Genomic DNA, 22,802 nt, shown 5'->3' on the forward strand with positions numbered 1-22,802 from the left:
GTGACCGCGCTCTGGATTCTCCCCGCGTTGCCCTTGGCCGGTGCTGCACTATTGCTGCTGGGCGGACGCGCAACGGACCGATGGGGCCATCTGCTGGGCACAGCGATGTCGACTCTTGCCTTTGTGTTCGCGGTGGTTCTGTTCGTGGACATGCTCGGCACACCCGCCGAGGATCGTGCAGTGTCCGACACCCTCTTCAGCTGGATACCGGTGGGAGAGCTGCAGGTGGACTTCGGCTTTCGGCTCGATCAGCTGTCGATGTGCTTCGTTCTGCTGATCACCGGAGTCGGCACACTCATCCACGTCTACGCCGTGGGATACATGGCCGAGGATCCGGACCGAAGACGATTCTTCGCCTACCTCAACCTGTTTCTCGCCGCAATGCTGCTGTTGGTGACCGCCGACAACTTCCTCGGCCTCTATGTCGGATGGGAGGGCGTCGGTCTGGCGTCCTACTTGCTCATCGGCTTCTGGCAGTTCAAACCGTCGGCCGCGACGGCAGCGAAGAAGGCGTTCATCGTCAACCGTGTCGGCGACATCGGTCTGATGGTCGCGTTGATGATCATGTTCACCACTTTCGGGAGCGTGTCCTTTGCCGACGTGTTCGCCGGTTCGGACGCCGCATCGAACGGAACGCTCACCGCGCTCGGTTTCGTTCTACTGTTGGCGGCATGCGGCAAGTCCGCGCAAGTACCGCTGCAATCGTGGCTCGGCGACGCGATGGAGGGCCCGACACCCGTCTCTGCGCTGATCCATGCCGCCACGATGGTGACGGCGGGTGTGTACCTCATCGTCAGGTCGGGGCCGATTTTCGAATCCGCACCTGCCGCACAGACTGCCGTGGTGATCGTCGGCGGAGTGACATTGCTGTTCGGCGCGATCATCGGCTGCGCCAAGGACGACATCAAGAAAGCTCTGGCCGCATCGACGATGAGTCAGATCGGCTACATGTTCCTCGCCGCAGGTCTCGGCCCTGCGGGTTACACGTTCGCGATCATGCTGCTGCTGACACACGGCTTCTTCAAGGCAGGATTGTTCCTCGGTGCAGGCTCGATCATGCACGGAATGAACGACGAGGTGGACATGCGCAAGTTCGGAGCGTTGCGCACTGCGATGCCGATCACGTTCGTGACTTTCGGACTCGGATATCTGGCCATCATCGGGATTCCACCGTTCTCCGGCTTCTTCGCCAAGGACAAGATCATCGAGGTCGCGTTCGGCGCGGGAGGACTTCACGGCACCGTGCTCGGCATTGTCACTCTCCTCGGTGCCGGTCTCACTGCGTTCTACATGACCCGCGTGATGCTCATGACCTTCTTCGGTGACGCTCGATGGGAACCCGAGGCGCATCCGCACGAATCCCCGCCGGTGATGACAGCGCCCATGATCGTCCTTGCCGTCGGATCGGTTGCTGCAGGCGCCCTGCTCACGCTCGGTGGTTCGCTGACGCACTGGCTCGAACCTGTAGTCGGTGAAGCCGATGAGGCTCATGTGATCCCCGCATGGGTCGTGACGGTGCTGGCACTCGGAGTCGTCGCAGCGGGAGTCACGCTCGCGTACGCGCGCTACGCACGCAAGCCCATTCCGTCCGCTGCGCCCCAGTCCGTCTCGGTGTTCACCACAGCCGCGCGAGTCGACCTCTACGGTGACGCACTGAACGAAGCCGCCCTGATGCGTCCTGGACAGCGATTGACTCGTGCGACCGCACGATTCGACGACGCCGCGATATCCGGGGCCACCCAGGCCGTCGGTGCAGGTGTATCGACATTGTCCTCGCGGATTCGGAACGTACAGACCGGCTACGTTCGTTCCTATGCGCTGACGATGTTGGCCGGAACGGCAGTTCTGGTCGCCATGATGGTGGCGGTGATGGTGTGGTGACGTCATTTCCCTGGCTGACGACCCTGTGGATCCTTCCGCTGATCGGGGCCGCAGCAGCCGTCCTTGCACCGAGGACTCGACCCGAGGTCGCCAAGGTCGCCGCGCTGACGACGTCACTTCTGACCCTTGCCGTGGCCGTTGTGCTCGCCATCCGTTTCGAACCCGGCGGTGAGAGCTTCCAGTTCATCGAATCACACTGGTGGATAGAGTCGTTCGGCGCCCGCTACGAGTTGGGCGTCGACGGCATCGCGTTGGTTCTCGTACTGCTCACGACTGTCCTTCTTCCACTGTTGCTGGTGGCGGGATGGAACGACGTTCGGCCCGGTAAGTCCGCTCACGCCTATGTCGCATCGATTCTGATCGTCGAATCGATGGTCCTGATGTCGTTCTGCGCACTCGACGTGCTGTTGTTCTACGTGTTCTTCGAGGCCATGCTCATCCCGATGTATTTCCTCATCGGCGGATTCGGTGGCAAGGGCAGGGCGGCCGCAGCCGTGAAATTCCTGTTGTACAACCTCGTCGGCGGACTGGTCATGTTGGCTGCCGTCGTCGGGCTCTACATCGTCACAGCACGATCCGACGCGTTCGACGGGGGCACGTTCGGATTCCGGGAGATCGCCGCGGCGGCGTCGGCAGGTGAGCTCGGAGTGAGCTCGTCGGTGCTCAATGCGCTCTTTGTCGGATTCATGTTCGCGTTCGCGGTGAAGGCACCACTGTGGCCTTTCCATTCGTGGCTGCCGGACGCCGCCGTCGAGTCGACGCCTGCAACGGCGGTACTCATGATGGCTGTTGTGGACAAGGTCGGCACCTTCGGGATGCTCAGATACTGCCTACACCTGTTCCCCGACTCGTCCAAGTACTTCGCGCCGGTGATCGTCACGCTGGCCGTGATCGGAATCGTCTACGGTGCAATCCTTGCCATCGCACAGACCGACGTCATGAGATTGATCGCGTACACCTCCATCTCGCATTTCGGTTTCATCATCCTGGGGATTTTCGCGATGACGACACAGGGGCAGACAGGGTCCACGCTCTACATGGTCAATCACGGCATCTCGACGGCCGCACTCTTTCTCGTTGCGGGATTTCTCGTGTCGAGGCGAGGCACTCGGGTCATCGCGCACTATGGCGGAATTCAGAAAGTGGCGCCCGTCCTCGCAGGCACTTTCCTGATCGCGGGACTGGCAACGCTGTCACTTCCGGGACTGGCGCCGTTCATCAGCGAATTCCTCGTTCTGATAGGGACGTTCGCTCGATACCATGTTGCCGCCGTCGTCGCGACCAGTGCTTTGGTGCTGTCGGCTGTCTATGTGCTCTGGCTCTACCAGCGCATCATGACCGGACCCCGATCGTCGGAGAACGACGAGGTGAAGGATCTCGGCCCGCGCGAGCTGGCGGTGATGGCGCCGCTGATCGCGCTGCTGATAGTTCTCGGCGTCTACCCGAAACCGTTGTTGGACATAGTCTCCCCGACAGTCCGGACAACCATGACCGCGGTCGATCTCCAGGATCCACTTCCGGCCCAACCAGCGCAGGACGCCGAGGCGACCCAGGACGGAGGCCACCGATGAACAATGGAATTCTCGACGCACCGAGCGTGGAGTACAGCCAACTGTCTCCGATGCTGATCGTCTTCGGCGTCGCGATACTGGGTGTTCTCGTCGAGGCCTTCATGCCGAGAGGTGCGCGCTACCGTACGCAGATGGTCCTTGCGCTGGGCGGCGCACTTGCCGCTTCGGTGGCGGTAGCAGTGCTGTGCGTGTCGTATGCCTCGTCGGATTCGACGGGTGTTCGCGCCGTCATGGGTTCGGTCGCGGTCGACGGCCCGACCTTGTTCCTGCAAGCGACGTTGCTGCTCGTTGCCATACCCTCGATTCTGCTCGTGGGTGAGCGCAGACTCGAGCGCACGCGCGCGGACTCTTTTGCCCCGCAGGCATCGGCGGTACCTGGCAGTCTCGCCGAACGCCAGGCTACCCATGCGGGCGCCGCACAGACCGAAGTGTTTCCGCTCACGATGTTCGCACTCGGCGGCCTGCTTCTGTTTCCTGCCTCCAACGACCTGCTCACCATGTTCGTGGCGCTCGAGGTCTTCTCACTGCCGCTCTACCTCTTGTGCAGCCTGGCTCGTCGCCGACGGTTGCTCTCGCAGGAAGCCGCGATGAAATACTTTCTCCTGGGCGCCTATTCGTCCGCATTCTTTCTTTTCGGCACGGCGATGCTGTACGGGTACGCGGGGACGACGGAACTGGACGGAATCGGCGAGGCGCTCGGGCAGGGATCGGGCAGCACCGTGCTTGCCGTGCTCGGTACCGCGCTCGCCGGGGTCGGCCTGCTGTTCAAAGTCGGTGCTGTCCCGTTTCATTCGTGGATCCCCGACGTCTACCAGGGCGCGCCTACGCCCATCACCGCTTTCATGGCGGCAGCCACCAAGATCGCCGCGTTCGGTGCGATGCTGCGGCTGTTCTACGTCGCGCTGCCCGCACTGCAGGACGATTGGCGGCCCGCCCTGTGGGCGGTTGCTATCGCGACCATGCTGCTCGGTTCGGTACTCGCGGTAACGCAAACCGATATCAAACGCATGCTCGCGTACTCGTCGATCACGCACACCGGCTTCATCCTCACCGGAATCATCGCTCTCGACGCCCAGGGTCTGTCGGCCACACTGTTCTACCTGTTCGTCTACGGCTTCAGTACGGTGGCGGCGTTCGCGGTGGTGACGATGGTGCGTGACGAGACGGGTGAGGTCGGCGACATATCTCGATGGGCCGGCATCGGCCGTAAGTCCCCGCTGTTGGCGTCGATGTTCGCCTTACTTCTACTTTCGTTTGCGGGAATACCGCTGACCAGTGGATTCATAGGTAAGTTCGCCGTCTTCCAGGCCGCCGCCGGGAGCGGAGCAGTCCCGCTCGTCGTCGTCGGCGTAGTCAGCAGCGCGATTGCCGCAGTCTTCTACGTGCGAGTGATCGTGCTCATGTTCTTCGCCGACGCGAAAGTCGGTGACGACGGCCGACTTCCGGCCGTCGTCACACCGAGCTTCGCCACGCTTGCCGCCATCGGGTTCGGAGTCGTGTCGACCGTCGTGTTCGGGCTGTTTCCACAGCCCTTGTTGAACCTCGCCGACGCGGCACTACTACTCCGGTGACAACCGGGGTCTACGGCGCCTTGACCGCCAGGACCGATACCGGTGACGTGAGGAGGAGCCGCTGACTCACGCTGCCCAGCAGGGCTTTTCCCACTCTACTTCTCTTCCTGATCCCGATCACGAGGCGCGTGACGTCGGGATACTCCTCGAGCTCGTCGAGGACTGCGGCGACCGGATCGCGGTCCTCACGTCCTGCTCGCTCGACGACGACTACCTTGCAGTCCTCGGGCAAGACCGTCAGGTCCAGCTTTCCGAGCGTCAGATTCACCGCTATCAGATCGGTGCTCAGCAACGCCGCCTCTTCGGCAGCGGCGGAGAGGGAGTAAATACCCTCGGGGCTGTCGGTTACTGCAACCAGAACTGACATGTCACTACCTTTCTCGGATTGTCGAACCGCTACGAGTATTCCTTGCGGAACCGGTCTTCGAGTTCTTCGAGCGACTGGCCGCGTGTCTCGGGAACCTGAGTGACGATGAAAACCAGCGCGATCAGGCCGAGCACGACGAATATGAAGAACGTCGGTGCGATCCCAAGCGCCGACACGATCGGCGGAAAGAGAAGCGCAACAGCCGCATTGGCGATCCACAGCGCAAATACGCAGATCCCGATGGCGAAGCTTCGGATCTTCAAGGGGAAGATTTCTGCGAGCATCAACCAGACGAGCGGTCCGATGCTGCCCTGCATGCAGAAGACGAAGAGCACGACGAAGACGAGGATGAAGTACGCCTTGAGCGTGCCGTCCGGCAGAAGCAGCGCTGACAATCCGACGAGCAGATGGAATGTGGTGGTCAGTGCAAATCCGCCGATGAGCATCGTGCGTCGGTCGATCTTGTTCATCAGGTAGATGCCGACGGTGATGCCGAGAACACTGAACAGTCCGTTCAGTATGTTGGCCACGATCGCAGCATTGGCCGAGAATCCGGCATCCCCCAGCAGCTGGGTTCCGTAGTACATCACCGAGTTGATTCCGGTGAACTGTTGAAATACGCCGAGACCGACACCGATGTAGATCAGACGACGAATCCATCGGACGGACAGGTCGGTCGCACCGCCCGTCTTGGACAGCTTTTCCTCTTCGGCGAGGCGATGGACCTCTGCCATCTCCGCCTCGGCGCGCTCGTCCGATCGGACCTGCTTCAACACTTCGAGGGCTTCGTCGTCGCGCCCCTGGAGCACGAGCCAACGTGGACTTTCGGGCATCCGGAGCATTCCGACGAACAGAACGATGGCCGGCGCGACGGCGACGAGCAACATGAAGCGCCACACCGACGCGTGTTCACCCCATACGTTGAAGATGATCGCGTTGATGATGAAAGCCGCGAACTGCCCACTGACGATCATCACCTCGTTGCGAGTGACGACACTGCCCCGTCGCTCCACCGGCGAGATCTCCGAGAGATACACCGGCACTGTCGCCGAGGCCCCACCGACGGCGAGACCGAGGACGAATCGAAAGACCGAAAGAGTTTCCCAGTTCGGCGCGAGTACACACCCGAGCGTGCCGACCATGAAGATGATCGCCAACAGCAGGATGTTGTGGCGTCGGCCGTACACATCCGACAACCGGCCACCGACGAGCGCCCCGATTGCTGCGCCGAAGATCAGGATGCTGACCACGAAGCCTTCGGTGAAGCTACTGAGCCCGAGATCCTCTTTCAACGGCTCCAGTGCGCCGTTGATGACGCCGGTGTCGTAGCCGAACAAGAGACCACCGAAGGTTGCGATCACCGCGATGATGCCGAGCCGATGGCTGTGTTTCCCTGCTGTGTCCGGCGGAAGAGCTATGCCGGCCGATCCGTTACTGCGGGTCATCTCGATCCCATCTGGTCCACTGCCGATTTCCCTTGTACGTATGTCTTTACATATTCATAGTCGGCTGAGAACTGGATCACAAGCGCTTCATCGTCCCATACGCGTCACTGAATCGATACCACCAGCGGTTTCGTAGCCACCAGATCACCCGAGGATGTGCCGTGAAGGATCGACTGCGGCGACCATCGGGCCATCGGACCGTCACGGCCGTCGCCTTTCCGACCGCCCAGTCTCTTGTTCTGATTGAATACGTGCAATCGGGTCGGCGGGGACAGGGAGTACAGAGGTTCTTCGATGGGTTCACTGCGTGCATGGTGGTCTCAACCGTCGGACTACGCCTGGACGGTCGGCTACACCCTTACGCACCCGATGCTGCGCGTAACACGCGTTCTCATCGGGTTCTACTGCTGGATGTACGGCGTCGCGTGCACGCTGGCACTGTTCACCCCGTTCGCCGCGAACATCGGTGCGGCGCAGTGGGTACTCGCCTTCATCGCCGCAACGACCATCGGTGTCGGATACCTGTGGATTCGAGGACCCTTCCCGTCGCTGACCTGGTCGCTCGCGTTCGTCGTCTACTCCGAGGTGGGTGTCGCGACCGTCCTGCTTCTGCTCGACGGGCCCACCGCCATTCTGCCGTGTGCAGCGCTCCTCGGCGTCACCGGAAACTATGTCGCCGCATTCCACAGCGCCAAGGTCTTCGTCGGACATCAGCTCTGGGCGGTCGCGACGTGCGCCGTCCTCTACGTGCGCGCCGTGTCCGAGCCCGGTGCGTACTTCGCTCAGTACACCGGTTACCTCATCGTTCTGATACTCGTCCTCGTATCGTCACCGGTCCTGACTCAGTCGTTCCTCATGTTCCTTCGGCAGGACGCCGCTGTCGCACACTTCGACCCGTTGACGGGTCTCCGCAACCGAAGAGGACTCGACGCTGCGGTGGCGGTGTTGAACGCCCCCGAACAGATCGGAGTGTCGGTCATCGTCGTGGACCTCGACAACTTCAAGTCGGTCAACGACAACTACGGGCACAGCTACGGCGACGACGTCCTGCGACGAACTGCGCAGACCATCGTGGCCGTCTTCCCGGCTCCTGCAGTCACCGCGCGCACCGGGGGTGAAGAATTCGTCGCAGTCGTCACCGGGTCGTTGCACGCCGCTGCAGCCGCGGCCGATCGGCTGAGAGCATCGATCCCCGCGTGCAATTCGGCCGGGCTCACCACGACCAGCATCGGAATTCATTTTCGCCCGATTCCGGTACGCGATCTGTCGACATCGCTCGATCGACTGCTCGATCGAGCGGATGCGGCGATGTACGAGGCCAAACGACGCGGCGGAAACTCCGTCGTCATCGACGGGCCCGCGGACGACATGGGCCGGTGCCATCACGGTCCTGCCGATAGCTCATGATGGAGCCCATGAGCTCGAACGATCTCTTCGGAGGACCCAGACGGCTACTGACGGTCGTAGCCGTGGTCGTCGTGGTGGCGCTACTCGCCGCGCTGGCAACTCTCGTCGTACGCCAGATTCTCGGGCCGCCCGAGGGCCCGTCGCCGTACGAGGGCACTCAATCGATGGTGGAGCACGGTCACCTTTCCCTGCTGTGATCGTGCTAGAAACACTCGGTGAACCCTGCCCACCGACAACTGTCACACAACGGTCGATTCGACTGGGGACCGTCCGGCGCCGCGGCACTCGCACCGGCATCCGACGTCGCAGTGGTCGTCGATGTTCTCTCCTTCACCACCACGCTCTCGGTGGCGTTGGATCGAGGGACCCACGTGATCCCCTGGCACTCACGGGACGAGACCGCTCGCACCCTGGCGCGTAGCCAAGATGCGTCACTGGCCGTCGGGCGTTCGGTTGCGCGAGCGGGCGAGATCAGCCTGTCTCCGGCCACGCTGCGAATGGGTCAGGCTCCCGCCCGCCTCGTGCTTCCGTCACCGAACGGTTCGACCATCGCCTCGGCGCTGTCCACCGAGACGACCGTCTGTGTAGGCGCGAGCCTGCGAAACGCCGCTGCGGTCGCGTCATGGATCTCGCACACGGTCGGACCGAACGCAGTGGTGTCGGTGGTCGCCGCCGGTGAACGCTGGCCGGACGGGGAACTGCGGCCTGCTGTGGAGGACTTGTGGGGCGCCGGCTACGTCCTCGCCGAATTGGCACTGCGTGATCCTGCACGCTCGTTCTCCCCCGAAGCCCGGGTCGCGATCGATGCGTGGACAGCGGTGTCGTCGGCCGTGCACGACCGTCTTCGCCAGTGTGCCTCCGGGCAGGAACTGATCGACATCGGCTTCGCTGCCGATGTCGACATTGCCGCCGAGGTCGACGGCAGCCGAACAGTTCCAGTGCTTCGCAACGGTTGCTTCACGGACGAAGCGGTGTTGGCGTGATGTGACGCACGCCATACAGTGGCCTGTCTCATCTCGGCCACGAGCTGGGCAAACCCGGCCAGGGGGCCTACAAGCATGTCCGTTATTTGGTTCTTGCCACCCCGATCACGGATCATACGAGCGTGACTTATCCCAGCGTCGCCCCGAAGACGACCGTCGTCGTACCGACGTACAACGAACGCGAGAATCTGCCCAAGCTCGTCGGGCTCCTCGCCGACCTGGGCATAGAGAATTTGCACGTTCTGGTCGTGGACGACAACTCACCCGACGGCACCGGAAAGATCGCCGACGAATTGAGCGAGACGGGACCCATTCCGGTGTCGGTGTTGCACCGCACGGAGAAGAACGGTCTCGGCCGAGCGTACGTCGCGGGCATGACACAGGCTCTCGCCGAGGGCGCCGACATCGTCGTCCAGATGGACGCCGATCTGTCCCATCCGGCCGACGTCGTCCCGACGATGATCGAAACGCTCACCAGCACTGATGCGTCGGTCGTACTCGGATCTCGATATGTTCCCGGAGGCGCTGTCGCCAGCGACTGGCCGTGGCATCGCAAGGCGTTGTCCGCGTGGGCGAACTTCTACGTCAACGCGATTCTCCGCCTGAGGGTCAAGGATGCGACGGCGGGATTCAAGGCGTGGCACGCGAAAACGCTCCGCGAGATCGACGTCGCCTCGGTCGAGAGCAATGGATACGCATTCCAGGTCGAGATGAACTACAGGACCGTGCGTCGCGGCCTGAAGATCGCCGAGGTGCCGATCCGTTTCGAGGAGCGCAACGACGGCGAATCCAAGATGAGCCTGTCGGTTCAGCTGGAGTCGGCACTCGTGCCGTGGAAACTGCTCGTCGGCCGCAACCGCTGAGCGCAGCCTGCAGGCACTGAGCACTGCCTGCAGGCACTGGGCACAGCCCGTTCGCATTGGACACGTCACCTCTCGTCATGCGGCCTTGATCGATGCGGCATACGCGTCGACGTACTCCTGACCCGAAAGTTCCATCAGCGTGTACATCACTTCGTCGGTTGCCGAACGCACGACCGCGCGCGATGACGAATTATCTCGGTAGCGCGAAAAATCGAGCGGCTCACCGAATTTGACGACGATCTTGGCCGGCCGCCACATCTTGGTTCCCACTGGATTGAATTTTTCGGTCCCGAACATGACGACGGGGACCACCGGAACTCCCGACTCCAGGGCGACGCGCGCCATCCCGGTCTTGCCCTTGTACAGCCGGCCGTCGGGCGACCTGGTTCCCTCCGGATAGATCGCCCAGATCCCGTTGTCGTCGAGGATGCCTCGCGCCGCGATCAACGCGGGTTCGCCTGCGCCGGAACCGGATCGGTCGACAGGAACCTGCCCGGCGCTGGTGTAGAACCAGCGTATGAATCTACCCTTGATCCCCCCGCCAGTGAAGTACTCGCTTTTCGCGACGAACCTTATTCTCCGTCGCACCACCAAGACCAAGAAGAACGAATCCACCACGGTCAGATGATTTCCCGCGAGAATGACAGGCCCGCTCCGCGGCAGATGATGGGCACCTTCGATACGAGGCCGTCCCAGCAGTCGTAGAATCGGGCCGATCAGCACGTACTTGAAGATCCAGTACCACATGACGCGAACCGTCCCCTCAGGTCGTAGACAGTGTCTACCCAATAGTAGACACTGTCTACCATGACGGTGCAACCCTCGCCCGCGACGCGACTGCTCGACGCTGCGGAGAACCTGCTCGAATCGGAGGGCCTGTCGGCCGTCACCGTACGATCGGTGGCGCGAGCAGCCGGAATGTCCCACGGCGCGCCGCGTCGATACTTCCCCACCCTGCTCGGCATTCATGCCGCAGTGGCACGGCGCGGGCTGGAGGACCTGAGGACTCGGATCGAACGGGCGGTGGGCAGCGCGTCGCAGCCGAGGGCGCGCCTACGAGCCGCCGCAGTCGAGTACGTCCGATTCGCCGCCGAACGCCAACACATGTTCGCGTTGATATTTCGACACGACATCCTCGCCGACTCGGGGGCGCAACTGCGTGGAACGTCGCTCCCGCTGTTCGGATTCGTCACCGCGCTCGTGGAACCGGTGGCCGGCGAGGACGTTCATGTCCGAGCGGTGCAACTGTGGACTGCTGTGCACGGAATCGCTGCACTGAACTCGACTGCGGCACTCGGCGTGGTGACCGACGTCGACGCGGCGCAGCTCGTCGACGCCGCCATCGCATCGATCGTCGGGACCGATCAGCCCACGATGGACTTCACCGACGCCGGAAGCTGACGAACGCTCTTGTACGGCCCGACCACAGCGGCACCGAAGGGCCTGGTCAACAGCACCCTGGCCACCTCGCGCACCTCGTCGACGGTGACGCGGTCGATCCGAGCGAGCGTGTCCGAGATATCGCGATGGTTGCCGTAGTTGAGTTCGCTACGTCCGATGCGGTTCATCCTCGATCCCGAATCCTCCAGTCCGAGAACGAGACCGCCGCGCAACGAGCCTTTCGCACGGGCGCACTCCTCCTCGGTGATCCCCTCGGCGGCGACTTTGGCCAGGACTTCGCGTACGACGGTGGTCACCTCGGCGAGGTTCTCGGGCTGACAGCCTGCATACACCGAGAACGCTCCGGTGTCGGCAAAGGTGTCGACCGAGGAATACACCGAGTACGCCAAACCCCGTTCTTCTCTGATCTCCTGGAACAGTCGCGAGGACAATCCTCCGCCGACCGCAGCGTTCAGGATCGACAGCGCCCAGCGATGCCCCTCGTGCCGACCGAATGCTCGCACTCCCAGGGACAGGTGGGCTTGCTCGCTGTCACGGCGGACGAACTCGAGACCGGGGGCACTGCGTAGCCGCACCGCACCCTCGCGTCGTGGGACCGGCTTGACACCCTTGGTGAGGTGTCCCGCGAACGCCCGTTTGACGAGCGCGACGGTCTGGCGGTGATCGACGTTGCCCGCCACGGCCACGACCATGCGGTCCGGGGTGTAGCGCCTGGAATGGAACGATCGCAGCTGCGCGCGCGTCATCTCCTCGATCGACTCCACCGTGCCGATGATCGGTCTGCCCACAGGGTGGTCACCGAACATCGCCTCGATGAACAGATCACCCAGTAGATCCTCCGGATCGTCGTCGCGCATGGAGATCTCTTCGAGTACCACCTGACGCTCGACATCGACATCGGCTGTGCGGCAACGCCCTCGAAGGACGACGTCGCTGACGAGATCGATCGCCAATCCCAGATCGTCGTCCAGAACGTGCGCGTAGAAGCAGGTGCTCTCCTTCGAGGTGAACGCATTGAGCTCACCGCCGACGCCGTCCATGACCTGTGCGATCTCGAGAGCACTCCGCGTCGGAGTCGATTTGAACAGAAGATGTTCGAGAAAGTGAGCAGCACCGGCAACGCTCGGCTGTTCGTCACGAGAACCGACGCCGACCCAGACGCCGACGGAAGCCGAGCGCACTCCCGGCACGAACTCGGTGACGACGCGAAGACCACCGGGCAGAGTCGTCCGCTGGACGCCCTGCTCGGTGGGATCCGAAACGGCAGAACGGTACGTCCGAAAGGAACGTACCGTTCTGGCCTGTTGGTTCTTACTCAGCGGTTGCCTCGGCAGGTGCGTCGGCTGGAGCGTCAGCAGCAGGCGCTGCGCTCTCGTCCTCGACCGGGACAAGGCTGATCTTGCCGCGGTTGTCGATATCGGCGATCTCGACGCGCAACTTGGATCCGACGCTCACGACGTCCTCGACCTTGTTGATGCGCTTGCCGTTACCGAGCTTGGAGATGTGCACCAGTCCGTCACGACCGGGGAGAAGCGAGACGAATGCACCGAAAGCCGTTGTCTTGACAACAGTTCCGAGGAATCGCTCGCCGACCTTCGGCAGCTGCGGGTTGGCGATGGCGTTGATCAGATCGATCGCGGCCTGTGCGGACGGGCCGTCCGCTGCACCGACGTAGACAGTGCCGTCATCTTCGATCGAGATGTTGGCACCGGTCTGCTCGGTGATGGAGTTGATCATCTTGCCCTTGGGTCCGATGACCTCGCCGATCTTGTCGACCGGAACCTTGATCGCGGTGACGCGAGGAGCGTAGGGGCTCATCTCGTCCGGAGTGTCGATGGCCTCGGCCATGACCTCGAGGATCGTGGTCCGAGCGTCCTTGGCCTGAGCCAATGCTCCAGCGAGCACCTTGGAGGGAATACCGTCGAGCTTCGTGTCGAGCTGGAGAGCGGTGACGAAGTCCTTGGTTCCCGCAACCTTGAAGTCCATGTCGCCGAACGCATCCTCGGCACCGAGGATGTCGGTCAGTGCAACGTAACGGGTTTCACCGTCGACCTCGTCGGAGACGAGTCCCATCGCGATACCGGCAACCGGAGCACGCAGCGGCACACCGGCATTGAGCAGCGACAGCGTCGAAGCGCAGACCGAGCCCATCGACGTCGAACCGTTGGAGCTCAGAGCTTCCGAGACCTGGCGGATGGCGTACGGGAACTCTGCCTGGCTCGGAAGCACCGGCAGGAGTGCGCGCTCGGCCAGTGCGCCGTGCCCGATCTCGCGACGCTTCGGCGAACCGACGCGGCCGGTCTCACCGGTGGAGTACGGCGGGAAGTTGTAATGGTGCATGTAACGCTTCGACGTCTCGGGTCCGAGCGAGTCGACCTGCTGCGCCATCTTCACCATGTCGAGGGTGGTGACGCCGAGGATCTGCGTCTCGCCGCGCTCGAACAGTGCGCTTCCGTGGGTACGCGGGATGATCGCGACCTCGGCCGACAGCGAACGGATGTCGGTGACTCCGCGGCCGTCGATACGGAAGTGATCGGTCAGGATGCGCTGGCGCACCGACTTCTTGGTCAGTGCACGGAACGCCGCACCGATTTCCTTCTCACGACCGGCGAACTGGTCTGCGACCTGCTCGAGGACCTGAGCCTTGACCTCGTCGAGCTTGGTCTCGCGCTCGGCCTTGCCCGCGATGGTCAGAGCCTCGTTCAGCGGGATCTTCGCGGCGTTCTCGACGGCTTCGAAGACGTCGGTCTGGTACGCCGGGAAGACCGGGTAGTCACCGGTGGGCTTGGCGGCCTTGGCCGCAAGCTCCTGCTGTGCGGTACACAGAGCTGCGATGAACGGCTTCGATGCCTCGATGCCTTCGGCGACGACGGTTTCGCTGGGGGCGGTGGCGCCACCTTCGATGAGCTCGATGACGTTCTCGGTCGCTTCGGCTTCGACCATCATGATCGCGACGTCGGCATCTGCACCGGTGCCCGAGACGATGCGGCCGGCGACGACCATGTTGAACACGGCCTTGCCGAGCTGCTCGTTGGTCGGGAACGCGACCCACTGCTTGTCGATCAGAGCGACGCGAACGCCACCGATCGGTCCGGCGAAGGGCAGGCCTGCGATCTGCGTGGACGCCGAGGCAGCATTGATGGCGACGACGTCGTAGAGGTCTGCCGGGTTGAGGCTCAGAACCGTGATGACGACCTGGATCTCGTTGCGCAGTCCGTCGACGAACGTCGGACGCAATGGCCGGTCGATCAGACGGCAGGTGAGGATCGCGTCGGTGGACGGGCGTCCCTCACGGCGAAAGAACGATCCGGGGATGCGGCCCGCGGCGTACATACGCTCTTCGACGTCGACCGTCAGTGGGAAGAAGTCGAAACCTTCGCGAGGGTGTTTGCCTGCGGTGGTTGCCGACAGGAGCATGGTGTCTTCGTCGAGGTACGCGGCGACTGCGCCTGCGGCCTGCTGTGCGAGGCGTCCGGTCTCGAAGCGAATGCTTCGCTTGCCGAACGTGCCGTTGTCGATGACGGCGGTTGCTTCGTAGATGCCTTCTTCGGCGTCCACTGTGGTGGTTTCTGTCATGTTTTTTCTTCTCGTCCTCTCGTCTTTGCCGTGCCCGCATGGACGCGCCGCACACCATCGTGGCTGCGGCGGCATACCTTGCCTTCGTTCGACTCGGGCGGAACCTCGTGTTCCGCACCGGTGTGCGAACGCGGCGCGAGCGGAGGCGGCCATCGATCGAAGCCCGCCGGACTGTTGTGCTCGTCCGAGAGGCCACTACCGAAGACCGACACCAATTCGTCTCAGGCATACACGGCTGTGTGCGAACACCCATGTGTTCGCGGTTCTTGCTGGCTTGCCAACACAGATAGCCAACGAGGAACAGTCTAAGCACTGCCTCGTTGGCTACTGCATTATTTCGAAGACCGCCCGCCGTGCGGGCGCGTCGGTGCCGGAACTAGCGACGCAGACCCAAACGCTCGATCAGCGAACGGTAGCGGGTGACGTCGACCTTGGCGATGTACTTCAGAAGGCGGCGACGACGACCGACCAGCAGCAGCAGGCCGCGGCGGGAGTGGTGGTCGTGCTTGTGCTTCTTCAGGTGCTCGGTGAGATCGACGATGCGCTTGGTGAGCATCGCGACCTGCGCCTCGGGCGAACCGGTGTCGGTCGGGTGCAAGCCGTACTCGCCGAGTACGGCCTTCTTCTCTTCTGTGGTCAATGCCACTGGTACTACTCCATATCACTGACGTCCGCGGGAAAGGAAAACGGCGCAGCCACCACGGACCGCAGCATGCACCGAGGGACGATCCTATCAGGACGGTTGTTCGGAGAGCACCGTGCGTGCTCGCTGCGAGTCGCGGCCCATCTCTTCGATGAGATCGTCAATGGAATCGAACTTCTCCATACCTCGCAGACGTTCGACGAAGTCGACGGCCACATGCTGGCCGTACAGATCGCCGTCACTGTCCAACACGAATGCCTCCACGGTGCGAGTTCGCCCGGAGAACGTGGGATTGGTGCCCACCGACACCGCGGCTCGATGTCGCTCTCCTGGAGTGACCGTGCCCATGATCGGTCCGGGGCCGAGAACGGTGAACCATGCCGCGTAGACACCGTCGGCGGGAATGGCCGAGTACATCGGCGGCGCGACGTTCGCCGTGGGATATCCGAGCTGACGGCCGCGACCGTCGCCGTGCACCACGACTCCCTCGACGCGGTGCGGTCGTCCGAGGGCGGCAGCCGCCGCTGCGACGTCGCCTGCGTCGACGCATGAGCGAATGTAGGTGGACGAAAACGTCACCGCATGCTCGGCGAGCAGGTTCACGCCATCCACCGCGAACCCGAAGCGGTCGCCGACTTTTCTCAACAGGTCGACGGTGCCGAGCGCCTTCTTGCCGAACGTGAAATTCTCGCCCACGACCACTTCGGCGACATGGAGTCGCTCGACCAGAATTTCGTGGACGTACCGCTCCGGGGTCAGCTTCATGAGCTCGGGCGTGAACGGCATCACGCAGAACACGTCGATGCCGAGCTCCTCGGCGAGTTCGGCTCTTCGGGTCAACGTGGTCAGTTGCGCCGGATGGGTTCCGGCACGGATCACTTCCATGGGATGCGGATCGAAAGTCATGAGAACACTGGGCATTCCACGTTCCCTGGCCGACCTCACCGCCCGGGTGATCAGTTGGGCGTGACCGCGGTGCACGCCATCGAATACGCCGATCGTGAGAACACAACGACCCCAGTCGGCAGGCACATCGTCGAGACCTCGCCATCTCTGCACGAGTGGAAGCCTACGGCCCGTGTCGCGAGAGGTCACTTCCGGACCGGTGTGTCGTGCCGAACACGTCTGGACAAACCTCGATGCGCTCTGCCAAGATTTCGGTGTGCCGAACTTATTTCTTCGCATTCTCGTAGCCGCGGCGGTCTGTGTGGGCCTGCTCGGTGGCTGCGCGAGGTCGGTCGGCCAGAACGAGTCCGGTCTCGTGGACGACTCTCGTCCGCTCGTGCTCACCACATTCACGGTCCTCGCAGACATGGCACGCAACGTCGCGGGTGACCACCTGTCGGTGGAATCGATCACCAAAGCAGGCGCGGAGATACACGGGTACGAGCCCACCCCGGGCGACCTGCGCAACGCCGAGAAGGCCGAGCTGATTCTCGACAACGGACTTGGCCTCGAATCCTGGTTCGAGAAGTTCGTCGAACGAGTTCCGGCACCCCATGCCGTGGTCAGCGAGGGTGTGGATCCCGTCTTCATTCGCGCCGACGCCTATGCCGGTAAGGCGAACCCACACGCCTGGATGTCGCCGGTGGTGGCCGAAACGTACGTCGACAACATCGCCGCCGCCTTCGTCGATCTCGATCCGGCGCACGCCGACGACTACCGCGACAACGCCGAGAGTTACAAGGTGCAGCTCCGGGCGGTCGGTGCGGAACTACGGGCGAATCTGAACAGGCTGCCTGCCAATCAGCGAGCGCTGGTGTCGTGCGAAGGCGCGTTCAGCTACCTCGCCCGGGACTTCGACCTGCAGGAGGCGTACCTGTGGCCGGTCAATGCCGAACAGGAGGGCACGCCGAAACAGGTGGTCGCTGCCATCGATTTCGTGAAGGAGAACGACGTGCCCGCGGTCTTCTGCGAATCCACCGTCTCGGACAAAGCGCAACTTCAGGTCGCCGAGGACACGGGGGCGCGATTCGGCGGAAAGCTCTTCGTGGACTCGCTGAGCGAGGAAGGCGGCCCTGTCCCCACCTATCTCGACCTGCTGACCTACGACGCCCGAACCATCACCGACGCACTAGTGGGGAACCGATCATGAAACATCCGTATCCAGCCTTGGAGATTGCAGGCGTCGGTGTTCGATACCGAGATGTCACCGCGTTGATCGATGCATCTCTGACGCTCCAGCCCGGCCGGGTCTGCGGCCTCGTCGGCATGAACGGTTCCGGCAAATCCACCCTGTTCAAGGCTGTGATGGGTGTCGTGCGGCCGGATTCGGGATCGATCAGAATTTTCGGCGGCGCACCTGTGGACGCCCGCAAGTCCGGGACCGTCAGTTATGTACCGCAGAGCGAATCGGTCGATTGGTCGTTCCCGATCAGCGTCCGCGACGTCGTCATGATGGGCCGATACGGCAAACAGAACTGGATGCGGACCCCTCGGGCTCGCGACCGGGCAGCGGTCACCGAAGCCCTGTCTCGGGTCGAACTGACCGAATTGGCGGATCGCCAGATCGGCCAACTGTCGGGCGGGCAGCGCAAGCGTGCGTTCGTCGCCCGGGCGATCGCGCAGGAGGCGTCCCTCCTGCTGCTCGACGAGCCGTTCGCGGGCGTCGACAAGCGAACCGAAGCGACCATCACACGGCTGCTCCGCGAACTCACCTCGGCGGGGGCGTCGGTTCTGGTGTCCACGCACGATCTCCATGCACTGCCCGAGCTGTGCGACGAGGCCGTGCTCCTGCAACAGCGCGTCCTGATGCACGGAACACCCGGTGAGGTCCTGCGCCCCGAGAATCTCGCCCTCGCCTTCGGCATGGACCCTCTCACCTCCCGAACTGCGGGATCCCCCGTCACCGAATCGAGCTGACCCGTGTACCTCGTCGATTTCATCGTAGAACCGTTGCAGTACACGTTCATTCAACGTGCATTGCTGGTCACTGTCGTCGCGTCGATAGTGTGCGCCGTTCTCAGCTGCTGGCTCGTACTCATCGGATGGTCGCTCATGGGCGACGCGGTCTCCCACGCCGTCCTTCCCGGCGTCGCGCTGTCGTATCTCCTCGGTGCACCGTTCGCGATCGGAGCACTGCTGTTCGCCCTCGTCGCTGTCGGCGCGATCGGACTGGTCCGCAATACGACACTCGTGAAGGAAGACGCGGCGATCGGCGTGGTGTTCACCACATTGTTCGCGCTCGGCGTTGTCCTCATTTCCAAATTCCCCAGCCAGATCGACCTCAACCACATCTTGTTCGGCAACCTCCTCGGGGTGTCGCAAGGCGACATGTGGCAGGTGTTCGTCCTGGGCGGGCTGGCCTTCGTCGTCATGGTCGTCAAACGCCGAGATTTCACACTGTTCGCCTTCGACCGCACCCAAGCACGGGCCGTGGGCATTTCACCGACGGTCATCTCCGGTCTGATGCTGACGTTGCTCGCGTTGACCACCGTCGTCGCGTTGCAGGCCGTCGGCGTCATCCTCGTCGTGGCGATGCTCATCACTCCCGGTGCGACCGCATACCTGTTGACCCATCGCTTCGGGAGGATGCTGATCCTGGCGCCCAGCATCGGAGTGGGATGTGCGGTGATCGGCATCTACGTCAGCTTCTACCTCGATGTGTCGTCCGGGGGAACCGTGGTTCTCGCCCAGGGAATCGTCTTCACGCTGGCGTATCTGTTCAGCCCCACTCAGGGAATCGTCACCCGCAGACTGCGGCGTCGCGAAGGCGCGGTCGCCGCATGAGCGTCGTGAGGCAACGTGTCATTTTCGGTTGGATTGCCTAAGCTCGATTGCGTGGTGGAACGAACGGACGAGCCGAGCACAGCCGATGACGTGCAACTGTCGGCGGTCGCGCAGGATTACCTGAAGGTGATCTGGACTGCCAGCGAGTGGAGCGAGGACTCGGTCAGTACCAAGATGCTCTCCGAGCGCATCGGAGTCTCCGCGTCGACCGTGTCGGAGGCCATTCGCAAGCTTGCCGACCAAGGAATGGTCGACCACGCCCGGTACGGCGCGATCTCGTTGACCGAGCGTGGGCGCACCGCAGCTATCGCAATGGTACGACGCCACCGCCTCATCGAGACCTTCCTCGTACGCGAACTCGGGTACGGATGGGACGAGGTGCACGACGAGGCCGAGATTCTCGAACATGCCGTCTCGGATTTGATGATGGCTCGGATCGACGCGAAACTCGGTTTCCCGCAACGTGATCCGCACGGCGATCCAATTCCCTCGGTCGATGGCGCCATCAGTTCACCCGAGGCGACGCGGCTGAGCGACTACAGCGACGGTCAATGCGGACGAGTCGCCAGAATCTCCGATTCCGACCCGGCGATGCTCCGATATTTCGATTCGGTCGGCATCACTCTCGATCTGTCCATCACTGTCCTGGAACGACGCGACTACGCGGGCACGGTGGCGATAGAACTCGGCCACCAGAACACGAATGCGATCGACCTCGGACAGCGCGCCGCCGAGGCCATCTGGATGGTGCCCTCACAGACCTCGTAGTGTCGCCGGGCGCACCACCAACACCGAGCTCGCTCGCTTGCCCTTCTCCTGCAGCAGCGCGATCGTGTGCCCGGTCGGGTCGATGGCCGCATAGACACCGTCCAGACCGATCGGATCCAACCACCTGCCCTGACTGATCGCCTCGGCCTCGACGTCGTCGATCTGCCTGTGTGGGAATGCTGTTCGCGCTGCTTGATCGATGTCCAAGCTCACGGTCGGATCGTCGGCGAGTTCTTCGAGTGTTCGAGCGTGTTCGAGGGTGAACGGTCCGACGCGCGTTCGCCGCAGCGCAGTCAGATGGCCTCCGACGCCGAGCGCGGCGCCGAGGTCACGTGCGAGCGCACGAATGTACGTACCGGACGAGCAGTCGACCTCGACGTCCAGATCGACGAACTCGGTGCCTGGGACGTCACGACGAGCGACGAGATCGAACCGCGTGACACTGACCTTCCGTGCGGGCAGGGTGAACTCCTCCCCCGCCCGAATCAGTTTGTGCGCGCGCGTCCCGTCGACCTTGATGGCACTGACGCTCGCAGGCACCTGTTCGATGTCGCCGGTGAGATCACCGATCCGTGCTGCGATATCGCCGTCGAGCACAGCGAGCGCCGAGTGATCCGCGACCGTCTCACCTTCGGCGTCGTCGGTGGTGGTGGAGCGTCCGAGGCGAATCGTCGCCGTGTACGCCTTCGTGGTCAACGCCAGCAGTCCCAACATCTTCGTCGCACGCTCGATTCCGAGCACCAGTACACCGGTGGCCATCGGATCCAGCGTGCCGGCATGACCCACTTTCCGAGTCTTCAGCAATTTTCGGCACGACGCGACGACGTCGTGACTCGTGACTCCCTGGCCCTTGTCGACGACCAACAACCCGGCACCGACGAGGCCGGAGGACAACTTTCCACGTGCAGACACGAGTGATCATTGTGCCAGCAGTGGGCCTACGTCACCGCAATCGCGGTCACTATCAGGCCGTCGGAGACGAGCCACCGCCCGTCGAAGGACGTCAGCGGCGGCCCGGACACGGTCTGCCCCGAGACGAGCAACCTCGAATGGAAGGTGCCGGAGACGTCGTCACCACTCCCGGTGCGCACGAAAGTGATGTGCGCGTCCTCGAACCCGAGCCAACGCCCGGTCAGCGGCTCCCAGGCCTTGTACGTGGCTTCCTTGGCGCAGAACAGCAGGCGATCCCAGTGCGTACCGTCGTCGACGAGCCCGCTCAGCCAATCGCGCTCGGCAGGAAGACTCACTGCGTCCAGCACGCCGTCGGGCAACGGGCCGTGCGGCTCTGCGTCGATACCTACCGACCGCACCTGCAAGGCATGCGCCAGAACTGCGCCTCGGTACCCGTCGCAGTGGGTGAGGCTGCCGACGACGCCTTTCGGCCATTGCGGCGCGCCCGACTTTCCCCTCATGATCGCGGCTGGTTCGATACCCAGTTTGCCCATGGCCAGTCGTGCGCAGTGACGCGCGGAGGTGAACTCACGTTTGCGCTTGTCGACGGCTTTCGCGACCAGCGGCGCCTCGAGGGGATGCGGCACCAGGCCGGGAGGGTCCGCGAACAGCTCTGCGGCCACGACGCCGTTCGGCAGGATGGACTCGATCAACGCTGCGACCTCATCTTCTCGACTTCTGCTTCCATCTCCGGAGTGACCGTGAAGTGACCGCCCCATTTGTTCAGCGCCCCAGCGGGATATTCGGGTACCGGAAGGATCTGCCGGAGCACGTTCTCGGGCAAACCGCGCCGCTGCCATTCCCGCGGGTAGCCGACCGAGACCTCCTCGAATCGGACGCCGTCGTAGTACGTGGTTCGGGGAATGTGGAGATGCCCGTACACCGCGCACACTGCGTTGTACCGGGTGTGCCAATCAGCTGTCAGCGTGGATCCGCACCACAGCGCGAACTCCGGATAGAACAGCACCTCGGTCGGCTGCCGAACGAGGGGAAAATGATTGATCAACACTGTCGGAATCGACAGATCGAGCGCGTCGAGCCGCGCGCGGGTCGACGCGATTCGGGCGCGGCTCCATGCGTCTCGACTCGCATAAGGAGCAGGAGAGAGCAGGAACTCGTCGGTTGCGACGACGTTCTTGTCCCGCGCGATCGTCAGCCCGTGCTCCTTGTCCACCGCACCGCTGGGAAGGAACGAGTAGTCGTAGAGAAGGAACATCGGTACCAGCGTCGCCGGTCCACCTTCGCCGTCCCACACGGGGTACGGATCCTCGGGAGTGATCACGTCGATCTCCCGGCACAGATTCACCAGATATTCGTATCGAGCGACACCGTGGATCTGAACGGGATCTTTCGCGGTGGTCCACAATTCATGGTTTCCGGGTACCCAGATCACCTTCGCGAACCGGCTCCGCAGCAGCTCGAGCGCCCACTTGATGTCGTCGGTCTTCTCGGAGACGTCGCCGGCAACTATCAACCAGTCCTCCGGCGATTGCGGCACGATTCCCTCGGTCACCGGGCGGTTCCCTCGATGCCCGATATGAATGTCACTGACTGCCCAGAGCTTGGCTGTCACAGGCCACGGTCCTTCCGACGGAGCGGTACTCGATTCGAAGAGTGTCCAACGTCCCATCCTCCCCTGGAATTCC

Annotated in this window: 22 protein-coding genes; 12 read left to right on the top strand and 10 right to left on the bottom strand. The window is 63.0% G+C overall.

Features of this window, described 5'->3' with window-relative positions; genetic code table 11:
* The 3 genes from nuoL to nuoN are packed head-to-tail and all read left to right on the top strand — an operon-like array spanning position 1 to position 5,023.
* A complete protein-coding gene (nuoL, locus tag RY1_RS03585) occupies positions 1–1,881 on the top strand; it encodes an NADH-quinone oxidoreductase subunit L (protein WP_072802075.1) in 1,881 nt (626 codons plus the stop codon).
* Complete coding sequence (locus RY1_RS03590; protein ID WP_072802076.1) at positions 1,875–3,452, top strand: NADH-quinone oxidoreductase subunit M; 1,578 nt, start codon at positions 1,875–1,877, stop codon at positions 3,450–3,452. Before nuoL ends, RY1_RS03590 begins: the two co-directional genes overlap by 7 nt.
* Positions 3,449–5,023 carry an NADH-quinone oxidoreductase subunit NuoN gene (gene nuoN / locus RY1_RS03595; protein ID WP_072802077.1) on the top strand — a complete coding sequence of 525 codons (1,575 nt, stop codon included), beginning with the start codon at positions 3,449–3,451 and terminating at the stop codon, positions 5,021–5,023. The genes RY1_RS03590 and nuoN overlap by 4 nt, the downstream gene beginning before the upstream one ends.
* Before the next feature lie 10 nt (positions 5,024–5,033).
* Here nuoN and RY1_RS03600 read toward each other — a convergent pair whose 3' ends face one another.
* Together RY1_RS03600 and RY1_RS03605 are read right to left on the bottom strand one after the other, a co-directional pair.
* A complete protein-coding gene (locus RY1_RS03600; RefSeq protein ID WP_072802078.1) occupies positions 5,034–5,390 on the bottom strand; it encodes a universal stress protein in 357 nt (118 codons plus the stop codon).
* Between the two features lie 29 nt (positions 5,391–5,419).
* A complete protein-coding gene (locus tag RY1_RS03605; protein WP_174565310.1) occupies positions 5,420–6,835 on the bottom strand; it encodes a sugar porter family MFS transporter in 1,416 nt (471 codons plus the stop codon).
* A 294-nt stretch (positions 6,836–7,129) separates the two neighbouring features.
* Between RY1_RS03605 and RY1_RS03610 the strand changes: the two genes are divergently transcribed.
* The 4 genes from RY1_RS03610 to RY1_RS03625 all read left to right on the top strand — a co-directional run bounded on the left by RY1_RS03610 (position 7,130) and on the right by RY1_RS03625 (position 10,088).
* Positions 7,130–8,242: a GGDEF domain-containing protein gene (locus tag RY1_RS03610; protein WP_072802080.1), complete on the top strand. Its 1,113-nt coding sequence runs from the start codon at positions 7,130–7,132 to the stop codon at positions 8,240–8,242.
* A gap of 8 nt (positions 8,243–8,250) precedes the next feature.
* Positions 8,251–8,439, top strand: coding sequence for a hypothetical protein (locus RY1_RS03615; protein ID WP_072802307.1), 189 nt, complete (start codon positions 8,251–8,253; stop codon positions 8,437–8,439).
* Between the two features lie 18 nt (positions 8,440–8,457).
* Complete coding sequence (locus tag RY1_RS03620) at positions 8,458–9,225, top strand: 2-phosphosulfolactate phosphatase (protein ID WP_072802081.1); 768 nt, start codon at positions 8,458–8,460, stop codon at positions 9,223–9,225.
* Positions 9,226–9,347: 122 nt separating this feature from the next.
* Positions 9,348–10,088: a polyprenol monophosphomannose synthase gene (locus RY1_RS03625; protein ID WP_072802082.1), complete on the top strand. Its 741-nt coding sequence runs from the start codon at positions 9,348–9,350 to the stop codon at positions 10,086–10,088.
* Positions 10,089–10,163: 75 nt separating this feature from the next.
* On the opposite strand, the gene RY1_RS03630 is transcribed toward RY1_RS03625, so the two are convergent.
* Positions 10,164–10,835, bottom strand: a complete 672-nt coding sequence (locus RY1_RS03630) for a lysophospholipid acyltransferase family protein (RefSeq protein ID WP_072802083.1) — start codon at positions 10,833–10,835, stop codon at positions 10,164–10,166.
* 60 nt (positions 10,836–10,895) lie between these two features.
* Here RY1_RS03630 and RY1_RS03635 point away from each other — a divergent pair, with 60 nt between their 5' ends.
* Positions 10,896–11,489, top strand: a complete 594-nt coding sequence (locus tag RY1_RS03635) for a TetR/AcrR family transcriptional regulator (RefSeq protein WP_072802084.1) — start codon at positions 10,896–10,898, stop codon at positions 11,487–11,489.
* On the opposite strand, the gene RY1_RS03640 is transcribed toward RY1_RS03635, so the two are convergent.
* The 4 genes from RY1_RS03640 to RY1_RS03660 form a co-directional block, all read right to left on the bottom strand.
* The gene (locus tag RY1_RS03640) at positions 11,453–12,712 is read right to left on the bottom strand and encodes a M16 family metallopeptidase (RefSeq protein WP_139279723.1); all 1,260 of its coding nucleotides are present in this window, start codon (positions 12,710–12,712) and stop codon (positions 11,453–11,455) included. The genes RY1_RS03635 and RY1_RS03640 overlap by 37 nt on opposite strands.
* Before the next feature lie 88 nt (positions 12,713–12,800).
* Entirely contained in the window at positions 12,801–15,065 is a 2,265-nt protein-coding gene (locus RY1_RS03645) for a polyribonucleotide nucleotidyltransferase (protein ID WP_072802085.1), read from the bottom strand.
* 376 nt (positions 15,066–15,441) lie between these two features.
* Entirely contained in the window at positions 15,442–15,711 is a 270-nt protein-coding gene (gene rpsO / locus RY1_RS03655) for a 30S ribosomal protein S15 (protein ID WP_072802087.1), read from the bottom strand.
* An 87-nt stretch (positions 15,712–15,798) separates the two neighbouring features.
* Complete coding sequence (locus RY1_RS03660; protein ID WP_174565311.1) at positions 15,799–16,767, bottom strand: bifunctional riboflavin kinase/FAD synthetase; 969 nt, start codon at positions 16,765–16,767, stop codon at positions 15,799–15,801.
* Positions 16,768–16,870: 103 nt separating this feature from the next.
* On the opposite strand from RY1_RS03660, the gene RY1_RS03665 reads away from it, so the two are divergent.
* The 4 genes from RY1_RS03665 to RY1_RS03680 are packed head-to-tail and all read left to right on the top strand — an operon-like array spanning position 16,871 to position 20,205.
* Positions 16,871–17,803 (top strand): metal ABC transporter substrate-binding protein, encoded by a 933-nt coding sequence (locus RY1_RS03665; RefSeq protein ID WP_072802089.1) that lies wholly within the window; start codon positions 16,871–16,873, stop codon positions 17,801–17,803.
* Positions 17,800–18,570 (top strand): metal ABC transporter ATP-binding protein, encoded by a 771-nt coding sequence (locus tag RY1_RS03670; RefSeq protein WP_072802090.1) that lies wholly within the window; start codon positions 17,800–17,802, stop codon positions 18,568–18,570. The genes RY1_RS03665 and RY1_RS03670 overlap by 4 nt, the downstream gene beginning before the upstream one ends.
* A gap of 3 nt (positions 18,571–18,573) precedes the next feature.
* Positions 18,574–19,437: a metal ABC transporter permease gene (locus RY1_RS03675; RefSeq protein ID WP_072802091.1), complete on the top strand. Its 864-nt coding sequence runs from the start codon at positions 18,574–18,576 to the stop codon at positions 19,435–19,437.
* Positions 19,438–19,488: 51 nt separating this feature from the next.
* On the top strand, positions 19,489–20,205 hold the full coding sequence (locus RY1_RS03680; protein WP_072802092.1) for a metal-dependent transcriptional regulator: 717 nt from the start codon (positions 19,489–19,491) through the stop codon (positions 20,203–20,205).
* On the opposite strand, the gene truB is transcribed toward RY1_RS03680, so the two are convergent.
* From truB to RY1_RS03695, 3 genes are read right to left on the bottom strand one after another with little or no spacing between them, the layout of a single operon-like run.
* The gene (truB, locus tag RY1_RS03685) at positions 20,191–21,117 is read right to left on the bottom strand and encodes a tRNA pseudouridine(55) synthase TruB (RefSeq protein ID WP_072802093.1); all 927 of its coding nucleotides are present in this window, start codon (positions 21,115–21,117) and stop codon (positions 20,191–20,193) included. The genes RY1_RS03680 and truB overlap by 15 nt on opposite strands.
* Before the next feature lie 26 nt (positions 21,118–21,143).
* Positions 21,144–21,809: a 4'-phosphopantetheinyl transferase Npt gene (gene npt / locus RY1_RS03690; RefSeq protein ID WP_072802094.1), complete on the bottom strand. Its 666-nt coding sequence runs from the start codon at positions 21,807–21,809 to the stop codon at positions 21,144–21,146.
* Positions 21,806–22,729 carry a metallophosphoesterase family protein gene (locus RY1_RS03695; RefSeq protein ID WP_072802095.1) on the bottom strand — a complete coding sequence of 308 codons (924 nt, stop codon included), beginning with the start codon at positions 22,727–22,729 and terminating at the stop codon, positions 21,806–21,808. The genes npt and RY1_RS03695 overlap by 4 nt, the downstream gene beginning before the upstream one ends.
* Positions 22,730–22,802 lie beyond the last annotated feature (73 nt).

Source organism: Rhodococcus yunnanensis NBRC 103083, from assembly GCF_001895005.1.
In the GTDB taxonomy this organism is placed as follows: Bacteria; Actinomycetota; Actinomycetes; order Mycobacteriales; family Mycobacteriaceae; genus Rhodococcoides; species Rhodococcoides yunnanense.